This is a genomic window from Streptomyces sp. MUM 2J, assembly GCF_022414535.1.
Lineage (GTDB): Bacteria > Actinomycetota > Actinomycetes > Streptomycetales > Streptomycetaceae > Streptomyces.
In genome coordinates, this window is record NZ_JADWYM010000002.1 from 265,978 (window position 1) to 289,031 (window position 23,054).

Genomic DNA, 23,054 nt, shown 5'->3' on the forward strand with positions numbered 1-23,054 from the left:
CGAGCGGCCGAGTCCACGCAGTCAAGCCCCAGCACGTGGTGACCGGTGGGCGCCGACCGATGAGTTCGCGGCACCGGGGCAGTCACGACAACCGACGTCCACAGTCCGCCGCCAGGGCGGACCGTCCCCTCCCGACACCTCCCGACACCTCCCGACACCTCCCGACCTTCACGTTCCTTCCGTCACGAAGTCCCGAAGTGGGTACACCCATGTCTGAAGCACTCTCGAAGGCTCCCGGCGCGCCAGCGGCGTCCGGTGACGCCAACCGCTGGAAAGCGCTCGTCTTCATCGCGCTGGCCCAGCTGATGGTCGTTCTCGACGCGACCATCGTGAACATCGCGCTGCCCTCCGCCCAGCAGGACCTGGGCATCTCCGACGGCAACCGCCAGTGGGTCGTCACGGCCTACGCCCTCGCCTTCGGCGGTCTGCTGCTGTTCGGCGGTCGGGTCGCCGACCTGTGGGGACGCAAGCGCGCCTTCGTCGTCGGCCTGACCGGCTTCGCCGCGGCGTCCGCGCTCGGCGGTGCCGCGACGACCGGCGCGATGATGTTCGGTGCCCGTGCCCTGCAGGGTGCGTTCGGCGCCCTGCTCGCCCCCGCCGCGCTGTCGCTGCTCGCGGTGATGTTCACCGACGCCAAGGAGCGTGCCAAGGCGTTCGGCATCTACGGCGCCATCGCCGGTGGTGGCGGCGCCGTGGGCCTGATCCTCGGTGGCTTCCTCACCGAGTACCTCGACTGGCGCTGGACGTTCTTCGTCAACATCCCCTTCGCCGTGATCGCCGCGGCCGGCGCCTACTTCGTCATCCGTGAGCCCGCGGGCGGCCGCAACCGCTCCCCGCTCGACATACCCGGCGTCGTCCTGTCCACCCTCGGTCTCGTCGCGCTCGTCTACGGCTTCACCCGCGCCGAGTCCGACGGCTGGAGCGACTCCGTCACCATCGGCATGTTCATCGCCTCCGGGGTGCTGCTGCTGACCTTCGTGCTCGTGGAGTCCAGGGTCAGGGCCCCGCTGCTGCCCCTGCGCGTGGTCACCGACCGCAACCGCGGCGGTATCTACCTCTCGCTGGGTCTGGCGATCATCGCCATGTTCGGCCTGTTCCTCTTCCTGACCTACTACCTCCAGGTCGTCAAGGGCTACTCCCCGGTCAAGACCGGCTTCGCCTTCCTGCCGATGATCGTGGGCATGATCACGGGTTCCACCCAGATCGGTACCCGCCTGATGACCCGCCTCCCGGCACGGCTGCTGATGGGTCCGGGCTTCCTGGTCGCCGCGCTCGGCATGCTGCTGCTGACCCGGCTGGAGATCGGCTCGTCGTACGCCGCCCTGCTGCTGCCGGCGATGCTGCTGCTCGGTCTGGGCATGGGTACCGCGTTCATGCCGGCCATGTCCCTGGCCACCACCGGGGTCGAGCCGCGGGACGCGGGTGTCGCCTCCGCGATGGTCAACACCTCGCAGCAGGTCGGCGGCGCGATCGGTACGGCCCTGCTGAACACGATCGCCGCCTCCGCGACCACGTCCTACATCAAGGACCACATCGCCTCCGCAGCCACCCGGCCCCAGCAGCAGCTGGTCCAGCTGGAGGGCATGGTGCACGGCTACACCAACGCCATCTGGTTCGCCGTCGGCATCCTGGTCCTCGCCGCGGCCATCGTGGTGACCTTCGTCAACGCCGGTCGCCCCGACGACACCACCATCACCTCCGGCGCGGGCGAGGGCGCCGAGGACGAGGTGGCCGTACCGGTCGTCGCCCACTGACGGCGTCCGGCAAGGCCGGAGAGGTGCGGTGACGCTGCCGCGGGCGCAGGTCCGCGGCGGCCGTCGGCCCACGGTGGCCGCAGGGCCGTGCACCTCGGGTGGTACGCCTTCGAGTGCGTCTTCGTGCGGTACGCCGCGCGCGCCGCACTCCTTGAGCGGCACCCCTTCGGGCCGGGCCGCGCGGGAGGAAGGGGACGCTTCCCGCGCACGCCCCCAGGGCCTGCCCCGGTCGCGCCGAGTGAGCGGCTCAGCGCAGCCAGGGCAGGTCCGCACCCGCTTCCCGGGGCTCCAGGCCCTCGGCGACGATCCGCATGATCTCGCCGAGGGCCTGCTGCTGTTCGGGGCTGAGCCGCTCGAACAGGGCCTGGCGCACGGCCGCCACGTGACCGGGTGCGGTGCGGTGCAGCACCTCCTCGCCGGCGTCCGTCAGCACCGCGAACTGGCCCCGTTTGTCGGAGGGGCAGTCCTCGCGGCGGACCCAGCCGTTCTTCTCCAGGCGCGCGATCGCGTGGGAGAGGCGGGAGCGGGTGATCTTCGCCCGCATGGCCAGCTCGGTCATGCGCAGCCGGCGGCGCGGTGCCTCGGCGAGACCGACGAGCAGGCCGTAGTAGACGTGGGGCATGCCGGCGTCCCGCTGGAGCTGGCGGTCGAGATGGTCCTCGAGGAGGGTGGTGGCGTGCAGGTAGGCGCGCCAGACGCGCTGCTCCTCGTCGGTGAGCCAGCGGTGCTCGTCGGGTGCCGTGTTCATGTGCTCCACTCTACGAGAGCCCTTCTTGAAGTTTAAACAAAATGGACTAGAGTCGAGGAGGTCGATTCGCTTTAGAGTTCAAGCAATAAGCCGTCGCGTACCCGGAGGGAGCCGCCGCCATGACCGCCGCCACGCCCGAGGGTCGCACGCCCCGGGAGCGAGTGCCCGAGGAGCAGGTCTTCGAGGAGCGGGTACGGGGACCCGAGGCGCCTGCGCCCGGGGGGCGCGTTCCGCGTGGGCGCATGCCCGCCCTCTATCTCGGTCACGGCGCTCCGCCCCTCGCCGACGACCCCGTCTGGCCCGGCCAGCTCTCCGCCTGGGCCGCCCGGCTGCCCCGGCCCACCGCGATCCTCATGGTCTCCGCCCACTGGGAAGAGGCCCCGCTCGCCCTGGGCGCCACCACGGCCGTCCCGCTGGTCCACGACTTCTGGGGCTTCCCCGAGCACTACTACCGGGTCCGGTACCCCGCTCCCGGCGCTCCCGCACTCGCCGACGCCGTGCGCCGGCTGCTGCGTGCTCCCGGCATGCCCGTCCAGGACATCCCCGACCGCGGCCTGGACCACGGTGCGTACGTTCCGCTCGTCGAGATGTTCCCGGCCGCCGACATCCCCGTCCTCCAGGTCTCCATGCCCACCCTCGACCCGGTGCGGCTCATGGAGATCGGCCGCAGGCTCGCGCCCCTGCGCGACGAGGGCGTGCTGATCGTCGGCTCCGGCTTCTTCACCCACAACCTGGCCGCCCTGCGGCACACCGGGGAGGGAGTGCCGGGCTGGTCCGCCGAGTTCGACGACTGGGGCCGGCGGGCGCTGGAGGACGGCGACGCCGACGCGCTGCTCGACTTCACCCGCAAGTCCCCGGCCGGGCGCCTGGCCCACCCGCGCACCGAGCACTTCGCGCCCCTGTTCGTGACGATGGGTGCGGCGGACGCCGCCGGTGAACTCGCGGAACAGCGGTCGGTCATCGACGGGTTCTGGATGGGGCTGGCGAAGCGGTCCGTGCAGTTCGGGTGAACCGGCCGGGGCCGGGAGGGGGTCCGGCCGGTGCGCGGTGGCCGCCCGGCCGTCCACCGGGTCTCCAGCGCACCGGAACGATGCGTGCGCCGAGTCCTCACGTCGGCGGCCCGGCCCTCGGGGCGCGGGTCCCGCCGGGCCGCGGACGCCTCGGGGTGCCTCCTCGGGGTCGGGGCTCCCCGGGAGCGGTACCTCCCGCTCCGGTTCCCGCGGTCGACTCCAGGTGCCCCGGCGGTTTCTACGCCCCCGCGGTCCGGAGCTCCTTCTCGTACCAGGACACGTCCCAGTACCGGCCGAACTTCCGGCCCACCTCGCGGTACGTGCCGACGTACCTGAAGCCGAAGCGTTCGTGCAGCCGGGCGGACGCCGCGTTCGGCTGGGCGATGCCTGCGTAGGCGCGGTGCAGCTCCTCGTCGGCCAGGGACTCGAACAGGGCTTTGTAGAGGAGCGTGCCGATGCCGTGACCGCCGGCGCCCGGGCGGAGGTAGACGGACGCCTCCACGGAGGTCGCGTACGCGGGCCTGGCGCGGAACGGGCTGGATGTGGCGTACCCCAGAATCCGCTGTGAGTTCCCTTCGGGGGCCGTCTCCGCGGCAACCATCAGCCGGTACGGGCCGTCTTCCGGGTGGGAGAGCAGCCAGGGACGACGCTCTTCCGCAGTGAGGACCGCGGTGTCGAATGTGACGGCCGTCTCACGCACATAGTGGTTGTAGATGTCCGTGGGGGCCTCCAGGTCGCTCTCGGCCCCCGGCCTGACCTGCACCTCTGCGCGTTCCGGCGGCATCGCGCCTCCTTGTGTGGCCGCACAGGGTACTGCATGATCATAAAAATTGAGGGGCGGGTTGGGAATTCTGTCCGGATTCCAGTCGTTGTTTCCATCGGATGCAGGGCACCCGAGGAGAGTCCGGAGAGGGCTTGAAACGGAGTTCGGGGGCAACCGAGGAAGAGCTCGAGCAAGTGTGCGGCGTCCGAAGGACCACCCGCTGACCCACCATCGCAAGGGAGCACGCATGGCAACCCGTGCCGTCGCCCGTCGTCAGTCCGCCACCGGCGAGACGGCTGACGCGGCAAGCAGTGTTCGCACCACCGGCGCCGTCGCCGACCGCGATCTGGTCGGCATGTACCTCGACGAGATCGCGCGGACACCGCTGCTCGACGCCGCCAAGGAGGTCGAGCTGTCACAGATGATCGAGGCGGGTGTGTTCGCGCGGCAGGTCCTCGACGGCTGCGAGGAGTCCACGGCGGATGCCACCCGCGAGGAGTTGGAGGCCGTGATCGCCGAGGGCGAACGGGCCAAGGAGGTCTTCATCCGCTCCAACCTGCGCCTGGTCGTCGCGGTCGCCCGCCGCTACCCCCGCAGCGGTCTGCCGCTGCTGGACCTGATCCAGGAGGGCAACGCCGGCCTGGTCCGCGCGGTCGAGAAGTTCGACTACCGCAAGGGATTCAAGTTCTCGACGTACGCCACCTGGTGGATCCGCCAGGCGATCACCCGGTCGATAGCCGACCAGTCCCGCACCATCCGGCTTCCCGTCCACCTCGTGGAGGAGCTCGGCCGCATCCGCCGCGTCCAGCGCGAGTTCAACCGCGAGAACGGCCGCGACCCCGAGCCCGCCGAGATCGCCGCGGAACTGGGCTCCACGCCGGAGCGCGTCACCGACGTCCTCGACTGGGCTCGCGACCCGGTCTCGCTGAACATGTCGGTCGACGACGAGGGCGAGACGCAGTTCGGCGACCTGCTGGAGGACACCTCCGCGGTGTCTCCGGAGCAGTCGGTGCTCACGCTGCTGCGCAGCGAGGAACTGGACGGTCTCATCGGCCGACTCGACCAGCGCACTGCCTCGATCATCAAGATGCGGTACGGCATCGACGACGGCCGCGAGCGCACGCTCACCGAGGTCGGCAAGGAGCACGGGCTGACGCGCGAGCGGATCCGGCAGATCGAGAAGCACGCCCTGCTGGAGCTGAAGAAGCTGGCCCGCGACACCGGCTTCGACGCGGCGGCGTAACCCCGCCGACGACGGGAACGGCCGCTGGTGCGCCCGCCTGCCGGTGCCCGGCGGCGCCGAGGGGACGCACCGGCCCGTCGCGCCGCCCGGCACGCCGGGCAGCGCGACGGGTGGCGAACCGGGGCGGTCGTCCGGGAGTCTGGCCGGTGGGCGGGCGGCGCCGTACCGGTCGCCTCCGGTCGGTTCCGGACGATGTGAACCTCCCGGTGGGGGTGTGCGCCCTGCGGTCACCGCGTACGCGGGGTGGCGAAAGCCCGCGCAAACATGGCGATGTAACGTCGCTTCAACCGATACTGCCCAGGGAACAAGACTTCAGGGAACGGTCGTTCGGGACTCGGCCCGGATGCAGACCCCCTCGGCAGAGCCAAGTCCCGACGCACTCCCCCCGGTGCCGGGACTTTCCCGAGCCGGGCTTCGGCGCCCTCCCCCCGGTGCCGGGGCCCGGCTTCTTCTGCGTGTGGCCCGCGACGGACGGGCGCCGTCGGCTTGATCGGCGGGAGCCGGCAGGCCGGTGCGACTGCCGGGCCGAACCCATGGGGCCGGGCCGACCGGAGGAGCGGGTCACCCCGTACCTGAACCACGGGGTGACCCGCTGGATGGCAGATTGTGTCACATCGGCATAGCCTGCCCAACATGAGCACCACCCCTTCCAGCGGCACGCCCTCCGCCTCCGCCTCCCGCCCCGCCTCCGGCTCGCTGACCGAGAGGCGCAAGGCGGCGACCCGGATGGAGATCGCCCGCGCCGCAGCCCGGCTGTTCGTCACCCACGGCCTGCGGGCCACCCGTGCCGAGGACATCGCCCAGGCCGCCGGTGTCGCCCCCCGCACCTTCTACCGCTACTTCGCCGCCAAGGAGGAAGCCGTCTCCCCGCTGTACGCGGCGGGCGCCCGGCGCTGGACGGACGCCGTGCGTGACGCTCCGGCAGACCTCGCACCGCCGGACGCCCTCGAACACGCGGCACGGAACACGCTCACGCCGGGTACCGGGGTATCGGCGGCCTCCTGGGAATGGGTCCGCACCCTGATCCGCCTCGCCGACTCCAGCCCGGCGCTGCGGCGCGTCTGGGCCGAGGCCTGCCACGCCGCCGAGGCCCAGTTGGCCGACGTCCTGGCCCACCGCTTGGCCCGCGGTGCCGGCAGGGGGGTTGTGGGGCTGGGAGCGGTCGGTGGCGAGAACCAGGGCGTGTTGGCGCGGGGCGGGGCCGATGGCGACAGCGGGGACGCTGCTGCCCAGGGCATGGTGGGCGACGAGCTCGCCGGTGGTGCCGACGCCACGCCCGACGGCGACGACAACGTTGCCGCCGACCTGGCCGCCTCACCCTGCCTCCGCTTCGCCGCAGCCGTCGCCGGCGCGGCGGTCCGGGTCGCCGTGGAGGCGTGGGCGGCCGGAACCGCGGAGGGGCCCGGGGCTCAGGGGCCCGCGGACATGGCGGTGCGGAACCTGGGGGCGGTGCGTGGATTCCTGGGCGCGGTGGCGCTGAGCGAGGACGAGAGAGGCAGCTGATCGAGGGCGGGGGCGGCTGCGGGAGAGGGGGAGGAAAGGGGGACGAGACGTGGAGGAGCGGGAACGAGACGTAAGGGTGCAGACGAAGGGGGAGCGTGGGCTACGGGTGGGCGAGCGAGAAGGGGGAGCCGGGACGAAGGTTCGCTGCGGAGGATCCGGGGTGACGGTCGGCCGATCATCCGTCGGGTCCGTGCGCGGCCGGTAGGACCCGGCGCGGTGGCGCACGTCCACCGGGTGGGTCCGCGTGCAGCCGGTGGGGTGCGTGCGGTCGCGGCCGTGCGGGTCCGAACCCCGGCCTTGCGGGTCCGGACCCGCACCGGCGCCGTGGCTCAGTCCCCCGTGGACCGGCGCAGCCGCCCGCTCAACTCCCTCACGGAATCCACCAGTTCCGCGGGCTCCCGTACCCGGAACTCGAACCCGAGCATCGCCAACCGCACGGCCAGCCACTCCACCTGGTCCGCCACGACCCCGCGCAGCCTGCACCCGCCCCCCTCCTCCGGCTCCGGCACGCCCAGCCACCCCGGCACGCGGGTCGCCACCGCCTCCGCGGACGCTGTGAACGTCACCTCGAAGGCGTAGGAGGCCTGCTGACGCTGCATCGACCGGCGCAGGAACTCCGCCGCACTCCCCGTCGGCAGCTCCCTCGGCTCGAACCGCACACCCGTCGCGAACGGCTCGCTCACCCGGTCCACACGGAACGTCCGCCAGTCGGCGCGGTCGAGGTCGTACGCGACGAGGTACCAGCGCTTCCCCGCCGACACCAGCCGGTACGGCTCGCACACCCGCCGCGACTCGGCGCCGTCCCTCGCCCGGTAGGCGAAGCGCAGTCGCTCCCGCCCGGCGACCGCGGAAGCCATCACGGTGAGTGTCTCGGGTGCGATGCTCGGACCGTCCCCGCTGGTCAGCGGGGTCGTCGCGGCCTGGAGGGTGGACACGCGGTGCCGCAGCCGGGACGGCAGGACCTGCTCCAGCTTGGCCAGCGCCCGCACGGACGCCTCGTCGACGCCCGCCACCGCGTGCCCGGCCCCGGCCCGCAGCCCCACCGCGATGGCCACCGCCTCCTCGTCGTCCAGGACGAGCGGCGGCATCGCCTTGCCCGCGACCAGCCGGTACCCGCCGTCGGCGCCCTTCGTCGCCTGCACGGGATAACCGAGCTCCCGCAGTCGGTCGATGTCCCGGCGGACCGTGCGCCGGGAGACGCCGAGCCGGTCGGCAAGCTCGCCGCCCGGCCATTCGCGGGGCGTCTGGAGGAGGGAGAGGAGTTGCAGGAGCCGGGCCGGGGTGTCCGTCGTCATACGTCCGAGCATGCCGCAGTAGTAGGACATGATCTGACCTAGTCGGCTCCTAGCGTGAGGGCATGACCTCCACCGAGACCTCTCTCAGCGCACCGGGCGCCGCGTCGGCGCCGCCCTCTGCGGGTGACCGGCGTCGCTGGTTCGCCCTCGCGATCGTGATGACCGCGGCCTTCATGGACCTCGTCGACGTGACGATCGTCAACATCGCCATCCCGTCCATCCAACGGGAGGCCGGCGCCTCCTTCAGCCAGATCCAGTGGATCACGGCGGGCTACGCGCTCGCCTTCGCCGCCGGTCTCATCACCGGCGGACGGCTCGGCGACATCCACGGCCGCAAGCGGCTCTTCCTCGCCGGCATCGCCGGGTTCACCCTCGCCTCCGCGCTGTGCGGCTTCGCCGCGAACCCCGAGATGCTGGTCGCTTCCCGCATCCTTCAGGGGACGATGGCAGCGATGATGGTCCCCCAGGTCCTGTCGATCGTGCACGCCACCTTCCCCGCGCACGAACGCGGCAAGGTGTTCGGGCTGTTCGGAGCGGTCGTCGGACTGGGTGCGGTGTCCGGACCGCTGCTGGGCGCCCTGCTGACGGAGTGGGACCTCTTCGGCCTCGCCTGGCGGCCGATCTTCCTGATCAACCTGCCCGTCGGCATCGCGGGACTCGTCCTCGGCAGCCGGTTCATCACCGAGTCCAGGGCCCCACGCGCCCTGAAGCTGGATCTCGTGGGCGTCGCCCTGGTGACGCTGGGCCTGCTGATGCTGCTGTACCCGCTGACTCGCGGTCGCGAGCTGGGCTGGCCGCTGTGGGGGTACGTCTCGATGGCCGGCGCGTTCGTCGTGTTCGGAGCGCTCGTGGCGTACGAGCGGCGCAAGGCCGCACGGGACGGTTCGCCGCTGGTCGAACTGTCCCTGTTCCGTGTGAAGAGCTTCGCGGCGGGCATCGCCGTGCAGACCGTCTTCGGCGTGGCGCTCGGGGTGTTCTTCCTGGTCTGGACGCTCTACATGCAGGTGGGCCTCGGGTGGAGCGCTCTGCGCGCCGGGCTGACCGGCGTGCCGTTCTCCCTCGCCGTGTCGACGGCGGCGGGGATGTCGGTGCAGAAGCTGGTGCCGCGCTTCGGCCGCGGGGTGCTGCAGGCGGGCGCGCTGGTGATGGCCGTGGGCGTGCTGCTCTACATCTGGGAGGCCCACCGCTACGGCCTCGGCATCGCCTCCTGGCAGATGGCGTTGCCGCTGGTGGTGATGGGCGCCGGCATGGGACTGATCGTCGCCCCGCTGACGGACGCCGTGCTGTCGGAGGTGCCGCGTGAGCACTCCGGATCGGCGTCCGGACTCATCAACACCGTCCAGCAGATGGGCAACGCGCTCGGGCTCGGGCTGGTGTCCGTGGTCTTCTTCGGCGAGATCGGCGACCGGTTGCGGCCCGAGCAGGTGGGGCCCGCCTTCGTGCACGCCTTCCAGCACGCGCTGGTCTGGGTCGCCGCGGTCATGGCCGTCATCTTCCTGCTGATGTTCGCGCTGCCGCGTCGCCCGGCACAGCATGTGGAGGGAACCGGCGCCGGCACCGGCGCCGAGGACGCCGAGCGCGCCGGGAAGGCCGAGCGCGCCGGGAAGGCCGTAGAGGACGGTCGGGCCGGTGAGACCGGGGGCAAGCATCCGGAGCTCGTTCCCTGAGGCGCCCGGGGCTCGGTGCTCGGTGCTCCAGGTCCTCGGGAGAGGGAGGCCCCGCGTTCGAACGGCGCGGGGTCTCTCGTTCCCGCTGGCGCTGGCGCTTTCGCCGTCACCGCCCTTGCCGCCCCGAGCGATTCCGGGGCAGAGGCCCCGGCCGGGGGCGGTGGCCGTCGGCACGGGTTTCGCTCGCGAAGCCCCAGGTCATAGGCGACCGCAGACGGAGCGTCCCCGAAACCGGCGTGCCCCGCTTCAGGAGACCTGCGCCGCCCGGCGCTCCATCGCCTCACGCGCCTCCTCCTCGCTGGGGTACACCTCGCACATGTGCCGCCCGTCCGGGGTGACCGTGTGCTCGACCTCCCAGAACGCGACCTCCTGCCCGTCCCGCAGCAGGAAGGCATGCTCGTAGAGCGAGAAGCACAGCCCGGCGCGACCCGCGCGGCACGGTCGGCCGAAGGCCTGCGTGATCTGGTGCGCGACCGCGGTGGTCAGCAGCGCCGCCGTGTCCGCCCCCGGCCGGTCCGGGTTCTCGGCACGGCGCAGCAGCCGACGCGCATGATCGGAGGAGTCGTCCGGCGCGTACACGTGTCGTGGCCGGGTGACCGGCGACAACTCCACCACGACCGGCAGTTCGAAATCGGAGACGTCCGGCGGTAACGGCAGCCGCGCCGTCGCCGTGCCGAGCTCCTCCTCGTCCACGTACACCTCGTGCTGGGGCTCTCCGCCCCGCGTCGTGTTGTGGACGAGTTCCCACAGGGTGAGCGCCGAGCCGTCGGCGAGCAGCCACGTGTGCCGGTAGGTCTCCCGGTGCAGGCCCGCGCTGTGGTGGGCGGAGTACAGCGAACTGTCGTGCGCGAGTGCGCTGTCCAGCCGCCGTATCGTCTCGTCGGGCAGCTCGAAGGAGTTCAGGGCGCGGCCGAGCAGCCGCGCGAGGTGCTCCTCCGGAGACTCGGGCGACTCGGCTGGTTCGTACGGTGCGGTCTCGTACGGAACGCTCAAGGCTTCTCCCGGCGTTGCTGCATGTCACCTAGTGGGTGCATACCGTAGTCCCTCGGCAGGACATCATGTCCGGGAACCGGGAAAACGTGCGCCGAGAAAACGCGGGGGCTGCGCGGGAAGTTCCCGCGCAGCCCGGCCTCCCGGCAGAATCCGCTGGTCAGAAGGGACTCTGAGGAGTCATGTGGCACTTCCGGCGATCCATTGGTTCCACGGCATGTTCCACCCGTTGAGGCCGTTGTCGGGCGCCACGGTCCGGTCCGCGGAGTTCTTCACGATCACCACGTCGCCGACGAGCGAGTTGTCGTAGAACCACTTCGCGGGCGTGTCGCCCTGCGCCCCCCGCACATCCCTCAGCCCGACGCAGCCGTGGCTGCTGCCGTAACGACCGAAGGGAGGGTTGTCCGCCCTGTACCAGTAGTTGCCGTGAATGAACGTGCCCGACTTCGTCAGGCGCATGGCGTGCGGCACGTCCGAGATGTTGTACGCGTTGCCGAGACCGACGGTCCGGCTGTCCATGCCGGTCTGGGTGAACTTCTCGGAGATCACCATCTGCCCGTTGTACGTGGTGAACTGTGCACTGCCGGTCGAGACCGGGATCGTCCTGATGGTCCGGCCGTCCTTTACCACCGTCATCGTCTGCGTGTTCGCGTCGACGGTCGACACCTGCGACCGTCCGATCGTGAAGGTGACCGTCTTCCTCTGTACCCCGAAGCTGCCGTTCGCGCCCTCGACGCCGTCCAGGTCGATCTTCATGGTGACCTTAGAGCCGGCCTTCCAGTACGTGTCGGGCCGGAAGTCGAGCCGCTGTGCGCCGAACCAGTGCCCGACCACCTTCTGCCCGCTGCTGGAGGTCACGGTGATGTGCGACTGCACGGCCTTCCTGTCACTGATGGCCTTGTCGAACTTGAACGACACGGGCATCCCGACCCCGACCGTCGTACCGCCGTCCGGCGTGTAGGTCCCGATGAAGCTGTGCTCCGCCGTGACCGTCGTGAAGGCGGAGTTCGCGGTTGTGGCGTGCCCCTCGCCGTCCTCCGCCGCCGCGGAGATCCTGTACTTCGTCCCCCGCTCCAACTGCTCCGCGGGCCTCCACGCACGGGCGTTCGCGGACATCGAGCCGGCCACCGACCGCCCGGTCCCGGCCACCGTCATCTTCACCTCGGTGAGCCTGCCGTCGCTCACCCGTACGCCGGTCGTGTTGATCGATGCGTCGGTCGAACCGTCCTCGGCCGAAATGACGATCTTCGCCGTGGAGGTCTTGGTGGTGTTCGAGCCGCCCGTGCCGCTCTTCGCGTCGCCGCTCTGGGCCGTGGCGCTTCCCCCGCACGCCGTCAGGGTCAGAGCGCCCACCGCCAGGACGGCGCATGCCCCCAATGCGCGCCGCACTGCTATGTCCGGCGTTATCACAAGCTGCTCCATATTCGTGTGATGTGCGTTCTCCGCTCCGGTTCGTGATGAAGGAGGGGAACGGCGGCCGGAGGGGTTCCATCCGCCCGCCGTCCACGGCGTCACGTGACAGAACCGGGACAATCGCGTGCCGCCGCACCACACCCGGACCACCCACCGGACCAACGCCGTGCCGCTCGCCGGAGCGTGGCCGGATCAGCGCCGGCCGCTTCCGGTTCGCGTCTGTCGCCGGGTGCGCTGCGCCCCGGCTGCGCGCGGCGCGCGGCGCTCGGCCGGGGCGCAGCGCGTGGCACCACCCCACCTCACCCCCCCAGTGGCGCGACGTGGTGCGCACGCGTCCTCACCACTCGTGCCGCACGTGCGGAAGCGGCCGACCGCCCACGCGCCCCGGGCGGATCGCCGGACGGTGCCTCGGGTCGCGCCCCGGAGCCGCTACCGCGCCTTCGCGCCGCCCTAGCCTCCGGTACTGCCGTACAACTCTTCGTAGGACGGCCAGGACCCCCCTGCCCCGTCCACCGACTCGGCGGCGCGCACGGCGCGTACGATGGCCCGTGTCACCACATCCGCGCCGGCCGCCAGCAGGTCGTTCAGCGCCAGAGGGCTGCCGTCGTCGAGTGGGCGCGTGCCCGTTGCCAGCGTGAACACCGTGTCTCCGTCGTGGAGGAGATGCACCGGCCGCACGGCGCGCGCGATCCCGTCGTGCGCCGTGCCCGCCAGTTTCTGCGCCTGCGCCTTCGACAGTGCCGCGTCGGTGGCGACCACGGCCAGTGTGGTGTTGAGCGGAGGGGGCGCGTTGTTCTGGGCGACCGCCGCCAGGCGCCGTTGTGCCGCCTCGTGGACGTGCCTCGGCGGGTAGGCGACGCGCCCCTGGAACAACTCCCCGTACAGGACGCCCGTCTCCGGATCCGCCACCGATCCCGCCGCGTTGGCCACCACCAGCGCCGCGACGCTGATGCCGGAGTCGAGCACGCTGCCGGCCGTGCCGACGCCCCCCTTCATCGCCCCGACCACGGCCCCCGTCCCCGCGCCCACACACCCCTCCGGCACGGCTGAACCGGGCGCGCTCGCTGCGGCGGCCTCGATCGCCGCGCGCCCGGTGGCCGCGTCCGGCCTGGCCCGGAAGCTGCCGCCGCGGCCCAGGTCGAAGACACAGGCGGCGGGCACCACCGGAACGACGTGCGCCGGGTCCGTACCGACCCGCACCCCCCGCTGCTGCTCCTCCAGCCACGCCATGACGCCCGAGGCCGCGTCCAGTCCGTAGGCGCTGCCGCCCGTCAGTACGATCGCCTCGACCTTCTGGACGACATTGCGCGGGTCGAGGGCGTCGGTCTCCTTGGTGCCGGGACCGCCTCCACGCACGTCCACGGCGGCAACGGCCCCGCCTTCCGGGGCGAGCACGACGGTGGTGCCGGTGAGCCAGCCGCCGCCGGCCCGTGTCGCATGTCCGACCCGCACTCCGGCGACTTCCGTCAAAGCATTGAGTGTCATGGACGAAGTGTCGCCCGGACCACGGCGGGCCGGAGAGCTGCGCGCCGGTGCCTGGTGGTCGCTGCGTCATGCCGCCCGAGCGGCCTGCCGCCTCGCGCCGTCCCCGGCCGCCATGCGCGCCGTCAACGTCACCCCCACCGCCACGGCGAGCGCCGAGACCAGGCCTGCTGCCAGAACCGCCCAGTCGCCCAGGAAGGTGCAGCAGATGACGAGCAGTGCCGTCGTCGGCAGCACCGTCTGCTGGGTGATGCCGACCTTGAAATGGCGCGAGTGCAGCGCCCAGACGCTGATCAGGTAGAGGGCCGTCGGCAGGGTCACCGCGGCCGACGCGGCCATCGTGGAGATCTGCGACGTGCCCACGGTCTGCTCGACCGCGACCTCAAGGCCGGCGCCGATCGCGGCCGCGGAGGCGAAGACCAGGTAGTGGCCGTAGCCCCACAGGAACGCCTGTTTGTTGGAGCGCAGGTGTCCGTGGATGGGAACCACGAAGTAGATCCACCAGGCGGAGAACACGATCAGCAGGCCGCCGGCTGCGATCGGCAGGAGTTCCCCGAGGGCATCGTGCTCGTCGACGGCCGACTTGACGGCGATCGTGGCCGCGGCGACCGACTCGCCGAGCACGATGATGGTGAACAGGCCGTACCGCTCGGCGATGTGATGCGGCTGCCAGGAGGTGGAGCAGCTCTTCTCCGCGTACACGGGCAGGCACAGCTCCGCGGCCGCCATCGCCAGGAACAGCCAGGGGCGGGCGGGTTCGGGAAGGAGCACCAGGCCCAGCCAGCCCACCTGACACAGCAGCACGCCGCCGACGTAGCGCAGAGCCATGGCCCTCTCCGCGGCACGGGCCGATCTCGCGACCCGCAGCCACTGGCCCGCCATCGCCAGCCGCATGATCACGTAGCCCGAACCAGACCACCAGGAAGTCGTGTTCGTCGAAGGCCTGTGTCACCCCCGCCGCCAGTACCAGGACGCCGGCGATCTGCACGAGGGTGACGACCCGGTAGAGGGTGTCGTCGTTGTCGTACGCCGAGGCGAACCAGGAGAAGTTCATCCGGGCCCACCAGATGGCGAAGAAGACCATCGCGTAGTTGAGGATGCCCTCGCCCGCCTGCCCCTCCGCGAGCGCGTGCACGAGCTGGACACGGCCTGCGCGATCGCGACGACGAAGCACAGGTCGAAGAAGAGTTCCAGGGGCGAGGCCACTCGGTGGGATTCGTCCCGGCCGGGCGCGGTGAGCTTGCGCAGTGGACCGGAACGTGTGTCCGGACGGGACGGCGCAGGCGGCGGGCTCGAAGCGGACGTCATGCCTCCTAGCACAGCAGACAACCGCCCAAAAATCTTGTGAAGGAATTCACAAACAGAGGAGGGGGTGGCGATCACGTGAAACGGCCAGGTCAAGCGATATGGGAGGCCCTCTCGCCGGCCACGGGCGGGACCTTCGGGCCCTGATCGGGGACCAACGCGGCGCCCGTGGCGCTCGGCGCGGGAGTGCAATGGGGCCGTACCGGTGAAGCGATGCGGAAGGTGTCGGACATGACTGCCACTCCTGCGGAAACCACGACCGTCACTCCTGCCGAGCAGACGGCTGACAAGACGTCGGCGCCGGGTGACGCCTGGACCGGCTTCCGCGGCGGTCTGTGGCGCGACACCAGCGACGTGCGGGACTTCGTCCGGGCCAACTACACCCCGTACGAAGGGGACGGCTCCTTCCTCGCCGGGCCCACCGAGCGCACCACCAAGGTCTGGAACAAGCTCCTGGCGATGTTCCCCGCCGAGATCGAGCACGGCGTCCACGACGTCGATGTCAGCACGCCCTCTCGCATCGACGCCTTCGCGCCCGGCTACATCGACCGTGACCTCGACCTCGTCGTCGGCCTCCAGACCGACGCCCCGCTCAAGCGGGCCATCATGCCCAACGGCGGCTGGCGCATGGTCGAGAACGCCCTCAGGGCGTACGGGTACGAGCCCGACCCCGCGGTCCGGGAGATCTACACCAAGCTCCGCAAGACCCACAACGACGGTGTCTTCGACGCCTACACCCCCGAGATCCGTGCCTGCCGCTCCTCCGGCATCATCACCGGGCTGCCCGACGCCTACGGTCGTGGACGCATCATCGGCGACTACCGCCGTGTCGCCCTCTACGGCGTCGACCGGCTCATAGCGGCCAAAGAGGCGGTCAAGGTTTCCCTCGATGCCCAGTGGCCCACGGAGCAGGTCATCAAGGAACGCGAGGAAACCCGGGAGCAGATCCGGGCCCTCGAAGAACTCAGGACCATGGCCCTCTCCTACGGCTACGACATCTCCGGCCCCGCCCGCACCGGCCGCGAAGCCGTCCAGTGGCTCTACTTCGCCTACCTCGCGGCCGTCAAGGAGCAGAACGGCGCGGCCATGTCCATCGGCCGCATCGACGCCTTCCTCGACATCTACCTCCAGCGCGACATCGACCGTGGCCTGCTCACCGAGTCCCAGGCGCAGGAACTCATCGACGACTTCGTCATCAAGCTGCGCATCGTGCGCTTCCTGCGCACCCCGGAGTACAACGAGCTGTACTCCGGGGACCCCACCTGGGTCACCTGGTCGATGGCCGGCATCGGCGAGGACGGGCGCCCCCTGGTCACCCGCACCACCTTCCGCGCGCTGCACACCCTCTACAACCTCGGCCCGGCGCCCGAGCCCAACCTGACCGTCTTCTGGTCCCCGCGCCTGCCCGAGCCGTTCAAGGAGTACGCCGCCCGGGTCGCCGTCGACACCAGTGCCCTGCAGTTCGAGTCCGACGAGCTGATGCGTCCCAAGTACGGGGACGACACCGCCATCGCCTGCTGTGTCTCCGCCATGGCCACGGGCCGGCAGATGCAGTTCTTCGGAGCCCGTGTCAACGTCGCCAAGGCCCTGCTGTACGCCATCAACGGCGGTCGCGACGAGATCTCCGGCAAGACGGTCGTCGAGGGCTTCGAGCCGATCACCGACGAGTACCTCGACTACGACACCGTCCTGGCCGCCTACGGCGCCATGCTCGACTGGCTCGCGAAGACCTACGTCCACGCGCTGAACGTCATCCACTACATGCACGACAAGTACGCCTACGAGCGCTTGGAGATGGCTCTGCACGATCGCGAGATCCTGCGCACCATGGCCTGTGGCATCGCCGGCCTGTCCGTCGCCGCCGACTCGCTGTCCGCCATCAGGTACGCCCGCGTGAAGGTGATCCGCGACGACACCGGCCTCGCCGTCGACTACGCCGTCGAGGGCGACTACCCGGCGTACGGCAACAACGACGACCGGGCCGACGACCTCGCCCGCTGGATCGTCCACGAGTTCATGGAGAAGCTGCGCCGGCACCCGACGTACCGCGACGCGGTGCACACCCAGTCGGTCCTGACCATCACCTCCAACGTCGTCTACGGCAAGAAGACGGGCAACACGCCGGACGGCCGACGCGCCGGCACCCCCTTCGCGCCCGGCGCCAACCCCATGAACGGCCGCGACCAGCACGGCTACGTCGCCTCGGCGCTGTCCGTCGCCAAGATCTCCTACGACGACGCGGAGGACGGCATCTCGCTGACGAACACCATCACGCCCGAGGCACTGGGGCGTACCCCTCAGGACCGGATCGCCAACCTCTCCGGCGTACTGGACGGCTTCATGGACGCCGGTGGCTTCCACATGAACGTCAACGTGCTCGACCGGGCGACCCTCGAGGACGCGATGGAGCACCCCGAGAAGTACCCCCAGCTGACCATCCGGGTCTCCGGTTACGCGGTCAACTTCATCCGTCTCACGCGTGAGCAGCAGCTCGACGTCATCAACCGCACCTTCCACGGAACGTTGTGAGGGAGCAGGACGATGACCGCGTTTCCTCCGCCGGCGCCGGACACCCCGGCGCCGGCCGGGACCCCTTCCCCCGGGTCCGCCGCCACGCCCGCTGCCGCGGCGACCCGCCGGCCCGCGGTCGGCTCGGTCCACTCCTGGGACCTGTCGACCGGGGTCGACGGCCCCGGCACGCGGTTCGTGACCTTCCTGTCCGGCTGTCCGCTGAGCTGTCTCTACTGCCACAACCCCGACACATGGCGGATGCGCGACGGCAAGCGCACCACGGCTGAAGAGATCGTCGCCGAGGCCCGCAAGTACACGCGCTTCATAGCGGCCGCCGGGGGCGGCGCCACCATCAGCGGGGGAGAACCCCTGCTGCAGCCCGTCTTCACCGGTGAGCTGCTGCACCGTTTCAAGCACGAACTGGGCCTGCACACCGCCCTTGACACCTCGGGGTTCCTCGGCGCACGCGCCACCGACGCGCTGCTGCGCGACACGGACCTCGTCCTGCTCGACATCAAGTCCTGGAACCGGGGCACCTACCGCAAGGTCACCGGGCGCCCGCTGCACCCGACCCTCGACTTCGCCCGCCGCCTCGCCGACCTGGGCAAGGAGGTCCACGTCCGCTTCGTCCTCGTGCCCGGACTCACCGACGAGGCGGCGAACGTCGAGGGCGTCGCCGCCTTCGCCGCCGGCCTCGGCAACGTCACGCGTGTCGACGTCCTGCCTTTCCACAAGCTGGGCGAGTCCAAGTGGAACGCGCTCGGGCGGCCCTTCCTGCTCCACGACACGCCCAGCCCGACGCCCGAGCAGATCGCCCGGGCCCGGAGCATCTTCACCGGTCACGGCCTGTACGCCGTGTGACCGGGCCGTCCGAGCAGCCCGTCGGCCGGGCCGCTCGGGCGAGGGGCGCGCGCACTCCCGAGGGGCGCCGTTCCCGGAGCCGTACCCTGGAGGCATGACCACCGCACCCACGCCCGAGCCCCGCGACCCGAAGGCCGCGCTGATCTTCGAGGACCCGCTCGACCAGCAGTCGTCGGACGACACGGACCGCGGCTGGGGCGAGCGGCCGGGCGGCGACACCGCCGGTGACCTGAAGCGCTTCCTGGACGAGAAGCCGCCCCACCACCTCTGAGCCTCCCGGGCCCAGCGGGCCGCTGCCCGCAATGCCGCACGTACGGCCGTGGTTACCTGCCGTCGCCGGCGCTGCGCTGGGCGACCACGACGTCCCGGATCTCCTTGAGCACCTCGAGCTCGGTCACCTCGACGACTTCCTTCGTACCCTCGCGCGCAGCTTCCCGGTTCGCCTGCCGCGCCAGGTACTTCGACATCGGCAGCACCATCAGGAAGTACACCACCGCCGCGGTGATCACGAAGCTGAGCGTGGCGCCGAGCACCGAGCCCCACATGATCTGGATGCCGCTCGCGACCGTGCCGTCGGCCGCTTTCGTGCACGGCGCCTTCAGGCACGTGCTGTAGTTGTCGAGGTTCTGCGTGCCGATCGTGCCGACCAGCGGATTGATGATCCCCTTCACCACCGAGTTGACGATGTTCGTGAAGGCGGCGCCGATGACCACCGCTACCGCCAGATCGACGACGTTGCCGCGCATCAGAAAGGCTTTGAAGCCCTGCAAGACGCTCGGTCCCTTCTTCTCCCTCACCTCGGGGCCCTTTCTCGTATGTACCTGTCGTGGAACGAAACGCTCCGCAACCTACGCCAGGGCGAGGGACCTCTGTCCAATTCGATAGCTCCAAAGAGGGACTTGACAGCAGGATCCGCAACCTGCGGACGGCTCGGCTCAGCACAGCGTCACCGCCAACCGGGCCGTCGCACCCGCGGCGACCAAGCGCGCTGCCGTGGCACGCGGCACCGAGAGAACCACCAGCGCTCCGGCGCCGGCAGCGCCGTCGCCGGACTCCGGCAGCGCGGTCACCAGCGCCGCCCGCGCCATCACCCGGGCGCCACCGCCGCCGGATGCCGTCTGCGCGGCGGCGATGACGTCGACGCGGTCGCCCGGCTTCAGCAGCCGTACCGTGTCGGCGTCGGCGATGCGCACCGGCGCCGACACCCGCGCCTCGGTGGTGCGCCGCTCACGCGCGCCGGCTTCGGCGGCCGCGGGCGCATGAACCGGTGTGCCCCCCTCCGGACGGCCGCGAGCGCGGTCGGCACGTGGACCCGCCGCCACGAGCACGGCGGCCGTGAGGGCCAGCCCGACCGCCGCGGCGAGTCGCCGACGGCGCAGGAACCGGTGCAGCCGGTGGCGCACACCGCCCACGCGCACGGGAGCGAAGTGCGGCACTTCGCACGTGGGTGGGGCATCCGTGCCGGGCGGTTGCGGAAAGGGAGAGGGCGGGGGCGGGGACGGAGAGAGGGGAAGGGACATGCGGGATCACCACCTGCGACGGGAGACCGTCTGACCAGGCCACGATGAGGCCTTGCGCGTTCGCTCGCCGGAGCCCGTGGGCTACCGGCGGGTTGTGGACAAACGGCTCACTCGAACGGGGAGTTCCGTATCGTCGCAGCCCCTGCCGTCCCTTCTGTCACGGTCCGGCCTACGGCAGTTCGAAACCGGGATCCATTCCACCGAGAGCGTGCGTGCACAGGCAGTCCCGCTGCTCGGTCGAGGGCAGCGCGGCCACCGCGTCGAACAGCACGCCGCGCAGCCGGTCGACGTTGGCCGCGAACACCCGCAGCACCTCGTCGTGCGAGACTCCCTCGCCGGTCTCGGCTCCCGCATCCAGGTCCGTGACCAGGGTCATGGACGCGTAGCAGAGTTCCAGCTCGCGGGCGAGCGCCGCCTCCGGGTGGCCGGTCATCCCCACCACCGACCACCCCTGTGCCTGGTGCCACAACGATTCGGCACGGGTCGAGAAACGCGGTCCCTCGACGACCACGAGCGTTCCGCCGTCCACCGGTTCCCAGTCCCGGCCGCGAGCCGCCTTCAACGCAGCCGTCCGCCCGGTGGGGCAGTAGGGATCCGCCAGGGACACGTGCACCACGTTCGGCAGCGTGCCGTCGGGCAGCGGCAGCCCGTCGAAGTACGTTCCCGCCCGGGACTTCGTCCGGTCGACCATCTGGTCGGGGACGAGCAGTGTGCCCGGCCCGTACTCGGGGCGCAGGCCGCCGACCGCGGACGGGCCGAGGACCTGGCGCACGCCGATCGAGCGCAGCGCCCAGAGGTTGGCCCGGTAGTTGATCCGATGCGGCGGGAGATGGTGGCCGCGGCCGTGCCGGGGCAGGAACGCGACCCGCCGTCCGGCGATCTCACCGAGGAAGAGGGAGTCGCTGGGCGGCCCGTAGGGGGTGTCCACCTGGACCTCGGTCACGTCCTCGAGGAACGAGTAGAACCCGGAACCGCCGATTACACCGATCTCTGCGTTCGCCATGAGGTGCACAGTAGTCGGCACCACGCAGGACTCGGTGCCGGCCTCCGAAGACGTGGAAGGCCGTGCCGTCCGGGGCGGAGTTCCGGGCGATGCGCCTCAGGCGGCGGTGGTGCCGGTGGAGGCGCCCGAGCCCGACGACGAGGAGGTCGAGGAGGCCGACGAGGACGAGCCCGACGACGAGGACGAGTCCGACGACGACGAGCCCGAGGAAGACGTCGACGGCTTCGACGACGAGGGGGCGCTGCTGGACGACGCGCCGCGACTGTCGTTGCGGTAGAAGCCGGATCCCTTGAAGACAATGCCCACCGCGGAGAACACCTTCTTCAGGCGGCCACTGCAGCTGGGGCACTCGGTCAGGGCGTCGTCGGTGAACTTCTGCACCGCCTCGAGGCCCTCGCCGCACTCGGTGCACTGGTACTGGTAGGTGGGCACTGTCTTCCTCCTGGCACTCTCACTCGATGAGTGCTAACGACGCTCCATAGTGACGTATTCCGCGGGATCAGTCCACCGTGACCGGCACGCGGTGACCGACGCCACGTGCGACGGTGAGCCCGGCGGGCCGTGCCGCCAGTCGCGAGCGCAGCGCCAGCAGGGTGGTCAGGGCGAGCAGGGTGCCGCCCATCGGCACCAGGAATCCGGCCCCGCCCCAGAAGCGGTCCTCCAACTGCCCGGCGACCGTGACGGCCGCGGCCTGGCCGAGCGCCACCGCACCGGTCAGCCACGTGAACGCCTCGGTGCGCGCCCCGGCCGGGACGAGGGCCTCCACCAGCGTGTAGCCGGTGATGAGCGCGGGCGCGATGCACATGCCGACCAGTAGGCCGAGGCCGGCGAGCACGAGTGCAGAGTGCGCCGTCCACAGCGCGGAGGCGGTCAACGCCAGCGCCGCGTACCCCATGAGGAGGCGCTGCTGCGGAGTGGACCGCCAGGCGATCGCGCCGCACGCGATGCCGGAGAGCATGTTGCCCGCCGCGAAGACGCCGTACAGGACGCCGTTCAGCCCGGGCTCGCCGATCGACTCGGTGAACGCGGCGAGGGAGACCTGCATGCCGCCGAAGACCGATCCGATGCCCAGGAACGTCACGATCAGCACGCGCACGCCGGGCACGCGCAGCGCGGAGGCGTGCGCCACGCGCGCGTGAGCGCCGGCGCGCACCGCGGGCTGGGTGTTCTTCTGCGCGGCGAACAGCAGACCGCCGACCAGGGTCAGCGCGGCTTCCGTGACCAGGCCCGCCGCGGGGTTCACGGCCGTGCAGAGCGCGGTGGCGAGCAGCGGGCCGACGACGAAGGTCAGCTCGTCCGTGACGGACTCGAAGGCCGCCGCGGTGGTCATCAGGCGCGAGCCCTTCAGCTTCACTCCCCACCGGGCGCGCACCATGGGGCCGACCTGCGGCACCGAGGCGCCGGTCGGCACGGCCGCCGTGAACAGCGCCCACAGGGGCGCGTGGGAGAGAGCGAGCGCCGTCAGCGTGAGCCCCGACAGCGCGTGCACGATCACTCCGGGAACCAGCACGATGCGCTGCCCGTAGCGGTCCGCGAGACGGCCGCTGTAGGGAGCGAACAGCGCCATGGAGACACCGGTGACGGCCGCGGCGGCGCCGGCCGCTCCGTAGGAGCCGGTGGTGTGCTGGACCAGCAGCACGATGGAGATGGTCAGCATCGCGAACGGCTGACGGGCCGCGAAGCCGGGGAGCAGGAACGTCCATGCGCCGCGTGTGCGCAGCAGCTGCCCGTATCCCGGGCGCGCGGCGGCCGTCGTGTTCTGCGGCTCGGTGGTGACCGTGGATGCCACGGCCTGTGCCTTTCTGCCGCCTGGTAGCGCGGCCCCCTTGTAAGGGGGCGCGGGCGCCGAGAGCTGTCCTCTTGCGCGGACTGCGGTAGATGCCGGCGCCCACTGCGGGGGCGACCCGGCCGCCATACGGTCGCGCCAGCTCTGCGTCAGGCAGAGTTGGTTCGATCAGGGTGCGGCCTTCATCGTACAGGGGGAAG

General features: G+C 71.2%; 19 protein-coding genes and 1 pseudogene. 8 read left to right on the forward strand and 12 right to left on the reverse strand.

The features are described from left to right. Positions 1-209: 209 nt before the first annotated feature. Positions 210-1,754, forward strand: coding sequence for an MFS transporter (locus I3F54_RS03145; protein ID WP_240116996.1), 1,545 nt, complete (start codon positions 210-212; stop codon positions 1,752-1,754). Positions 1,755-2,001: 247 nt separating this feature from the next. Here the strand turns inward: I3F54_RS03145 and I3F54_RS03150 are convergent, their stop codons facing one another. After that, on the reverse strand, positions 2,002-2,502 hold the full coding sequence (locus I3F54_RS03150; protein ID WP_240116997.1) for a MarR family winged helix-turn-helix transcriptional regulator: 501 nt from the start codon (positions 2,500-2,502) through the stop codon (positions 2,002-2,004). 242 nt (positions 2,503-2,744) lie between these two features. Here I3F54_RS03150 and I3F54_RS03155 point away from each other — a divergent pair, with 242 nt between their 5' ends. Then, entirely contained in the window at positions 2,745-3,512 is a 768-nt protein-coding gene (locus I3F54_RS03155) for a dioxygenase (RefSeq protein WP_240117063.1), read from the forward strand. A 238-nt stretch (positions 3,513-3,750) separates the two neighbouring features. Here the strand turns inward: I3F54_RS03155 and I3F54_RS03160 are convergent, their stop codons facing one another. After that, positions 3,751-4,296: a GNAT family N-acetyltransferase gene (locus I3F54_RS03160; protein WP_240116998.1), complete on the reverse strand. Its 546-nt coding sequence runs from the start codon at positions 4,294-4,296 to the stop codon at positions 3,751-3,753. 226 nt (positions 4,297-4,522) lie between these two features. On the opposite strand from I3F54_RS03160, the gene I3F54_RS03165 reads away from it, so the two are divergent. Both I3F54_RS03165 and I3F54_RS03170 read left to right on the forward strand, forming a co-directional pair. Continuing rightward, the gene (locus I3F54_RS03165; protein ID WP_240116999.1) at positions 4,523-5,518 is read left to right on the forward strand and encodes a sigma-70 family RNA polymerase sigma factor; all 996 of its coding nucleotides are present in this window, start codon (positions 4,523-4,525) and stop codon (positions 5,516-5,518) included. A 633-nt stretch (positions 5,519-6,151) separates the two neighbouring features. Continuing rightward, positions 6,152-7,021 carry a TetR/AcrR family transcriptional regulator gene (locus tag I3F54_RS03170; protein ID WP_240117000.1) on the forward strand — a complete coding sequence of 290 codons (870 nt, stop codon included), beginning with the start codon at positions 6,152-6,154 and terminating at the stop codon, positions 7,019-7,021. Between the two features lie 329 nt (positions 7,022-7,350). On the opposite strand, the gene I3F54_RS03175 is transcribed toward I3F54_RS03170, so the two are convergent. Further along, positions 7,351-8,316 (reverse strand): YafY family protein, encoded by a 966-nt coding sequence (locus I3F54_RS03175; protein ID WP_240117001.1) that lies wholly within the window; start codon positions 8,314-8,316, stop codon positions 7,351-7,353. A gap of 62 nt (positions 8,317-8,378) precedes the next feature. Here I3F54_RS03175 and I3F54_RS03180 point away from each other — a divergent pair, with 62 nt between their 5' ends. Beyond that, positions 8,379-9,983, forward strand: coding sequence for an MFS transporter (locus tag I3F54_RS03180; RefSeq protein WP_240117002.1), 1,605 nt, complete (start codon positions 8,379-8,381; stop codon positions 9,981-9,983). 246 nt (positions 9,984-10,229) lie between these two features. Here I3F54_RS03180 and I3F54_RS03185 read toward each other — a convergent pair whose 3' ends face one another. The 4 genes and pseudogenes from I3F54_RS03185 to I3F54_RS03200 all read right to left on the reverse strand — a co-directional run bounded on the left by I3F54_RS03185 (position 10,230) and on the right by I3F54_RS03200 (position 15,176). Continuing rightward, positions 10,230-10,976: a DUF6227 family protein gene (locus I3F54_RS03185; protein ID WP_240117003.1), complete on the reverse strand. Its 747-nt coding sequence runs from the start codon at positions 10,974-10,976 to the stop codon at positions 10,230-10,232. A 177-nt stretch (positions 10,977-11,153) separates the two neighbouring features. Further along, entirely contained in the window at positions 11,154-12,383 is a 1,230-nt protein-coding gene (locus I3F54_RS03190) for an Ig-like domain-containing protein (RefSeq protein ID WP_240117064.1), read from the reverse strand. Between the two features lie 453 nt (positions 12,384-12,836). Next, positions 12,837-13,871 (reverse strand): P1 family peptidase, encoded by a 1,035-nt coding sequence (locus tag I3F54_RS03195; RefSeq protein ID WP_240117004.1) that lies wholly within the window; start codon positions 13,869-13,871, stop codon positions 12,837-12,839. Positions 13,872-13,937: 66 nt separating this feature from the next. Continuing rightward, positions 13,938-15,176 (reverse strand): annotated as a pseudogene (locus I3F54_RS03200) (low temperature requirement protein A). A gap of 228 nt (positions 15,177-15,404) precedes the next feature. Between I3F54_RS03200 and pflB the strand changes: the two are divergent. The 3 genes from pflB to I3F54_RS03215 all read left to right on the forward strand — a co-directional run bounded on the left by pflB (position 15,405) and on the right by I3F54_RS03215 (position 18,816). Continuing rightward, positions 15,405-17,702, forward strand: a complete 2,298-nt coding sequence (gene pflB, locus I3F54_RS03205) for a formate C-acetyltransferase (protein ID WP_240117005.1) — start codon at positions 15,405-15,407, stop codon at positions 17,700-17,702. A gap of 12 nt (positions 17,703-17,714) precedes the next feature. After that, a complete protein-coding gene (gene pflA / locus I3F54_RS03210; protein WP_240117006.1) occupies positions 17,715-18,545 on the forward strand; it encodes a pyruvate formate-lyase-activating protein in 831 nt (276 codons plus the stop codon). A 94-nt stretch (positions 18,546-18,639) separates the two neighbouring features. Continuing rightward, entirely contained in the window at positions 18,640-18,816 is a 177-nt protein-coding gene (locus I3F54_RS03215; protein WP_240117007.1) for a hypothetical protein, read from the forward strand. A 52-nt stretch (positions 18,817-18,868) separates the two neighbouring features. On the opposite strand, the gene mscL is transcribed toward I3F54_RS03215, so the two are convergent. From mscL to I3F54_RS03240, 5 genes are all read right to left on the reverse strand, one after another. Then, positions 18,869-19,342, reverse strand: coding sequence for a large conductance mechanosensitive channel protein MscL (gene mscL / locus I3F54_RS03220; protein WP_240117008.1), 474 nt, complete (start codon positions 19,340-19,342; stop codon positions 18,869-18,871). Positions 19,343-19,480: 138 nt separating this feature from the next. Next, a complete protein-coding gene (locus tag I3F54_RS03225; RefSeq protein WP_240117009.1) occupies positions 19,481-20,065 on the reverse strand; it encodes a hypothetical protein in 585 nt (194 codons plus the stop codon). Between the two features lie 169 nt (positions 20,066-20,234). Further along, positions 20,235-21,068, reverse strand: a complete 834-nt coding sequence (locus I3F54_RS03230) for an S-methyl-5'-thioadenosine phosphorylase (RefSeq protein WP_240117010.1) — start codon at positions 21,066-21,068, stop codon at positions 20,235-20,237. A gap of 96 nt (positions 21,069-21,164) precedes the next feature. Then, entirely contained in the window at positions 21,165-21,500 is a 336-nt protein-coding gene (locus I3F54_RS03235; RefSeq protein WP_240117011.1) for an FmdB family zinc ribbon protein, read from the reverse strand. Between the two features lie 67 nt (positions 21,501-21,567). Further along, a complete protein-coding gene (locus I3F54_RS03240; protein WP_240117012.1) occupies positions 21,568-22,857 on the reverse strand; it encodes an MFS transporter in 1,290 nt (429 codons plus the stop codon). Positions 22,858-23,054 lie beyond the last annotated feature (197 nt).

What these genes read in the sequence shown, in the direction of transcription:
- I3F54_RS03145 (WP_240116996.1), top strand. Translation starts at nt 210, where the DNA reads ATGTCTGAAGCACTCTCGAAGGCTCCCGGCGCGCCAGCGGCGTCCGGT.
- I3F54_RS03150 (WP_240116997.1), bottom strand. Translation starts at nt 2,502, where the DNA reads ATGAACACGGCACCCGACGAGCACCGCTGGCTCACCGACGAGGAGCAG.
- I3F54_RS03155 (WP_240117063.1), top strand. Translation starts at nt 2,745, where the DNA reads ATGCCCGCCCTCTATCTCGGTCACGGCGCTCCGCCCCTCGCCGACGAC.
- I3F54_RS03160 (WP_240116998.1), bottom strand. Translation starts at nt 4,296, where the DNA reads ATGCCGCCGGAACGCGCAGAGGTGCAGGTCAGGCCGGGGGCCGAGAGC.
- I3F54_RS03165 (WP_240116999.1), top strand. Translation starts at nt 4,523, where the DNA reads ATGGCAACCCGTGCCGTCGCCCGTCGTCAGTCCGCCACCGGCGAGACG.
- I3F54_RS03170 (WP_240117000.1), top strand. Translation starts at nt 6,152, where the DNA reads ATGAGCACCACCCCTTCCAGCGGCACGCCCTCCGCCTCCGCCTCCCGC.
- I3F54_RS03175 (WP_240117001.1), bottom strand. Translation starts at nt 8,316, where the DNA reads ATGACGACGGACACCCCGGCCCGGCTCCTGCAACTCCTCTCCCTCCTC.
- I3F54_RS03180 (WP_240117002.1), top strand. Translation starts at nt 8,379, where the DNA reads ATGACCTCCACCGAGACCTCTCTCAGCGCACCGGGCGCCGCGTCGGCG.
- I3F54_RS03195 (WP_240117004.1), bottom strand. Translation starts at nt 13,871, where the DNA reads ATGACACTCAATGCTTTGACGGAAGTCGCCGGAGTGCGGGTCGGACAT.
- pflB (WP_240117005.1), top strand. Translation starts at nt 15,405, where the DNA reads ATGACTGCCACTCCTGCGGAAACCACGACCGTCACTCCTGCCGAGCAG.
- pflA (WP_240117006.1), top strand. Translation starts at nt 17,715, where the DNA reads ATGACCGCGTTTCCTCCGCCGGCGCCGGACACCCCGGCGCCGGCCGGG.
- I3F54_RS03215 (WP_240117007.1), top strand. Translation starts at nt 18,640, where the DNA reads ATGACCACCGCACCCACGCCCGAGCCCCGCGACCCGAAGGCCGCGCTG.
- I3F54_RS03225 (WP_240117009.1), bottom strand. Translation starts at nt 20,065, where the DNA reads ATGTCCCTTCCCCTCTCTCCGTCCCCGCCCCCGCCCTCTCCCTTTCCG.
- I3F54_RS03230 (WP_240117010.1), bottom strand. Translation starts at nt 21,068, where the DNA reads ATGGCGAACGCAGAGATCGGTGTAATCGGCGGTTCCGGGTTCTACTCG.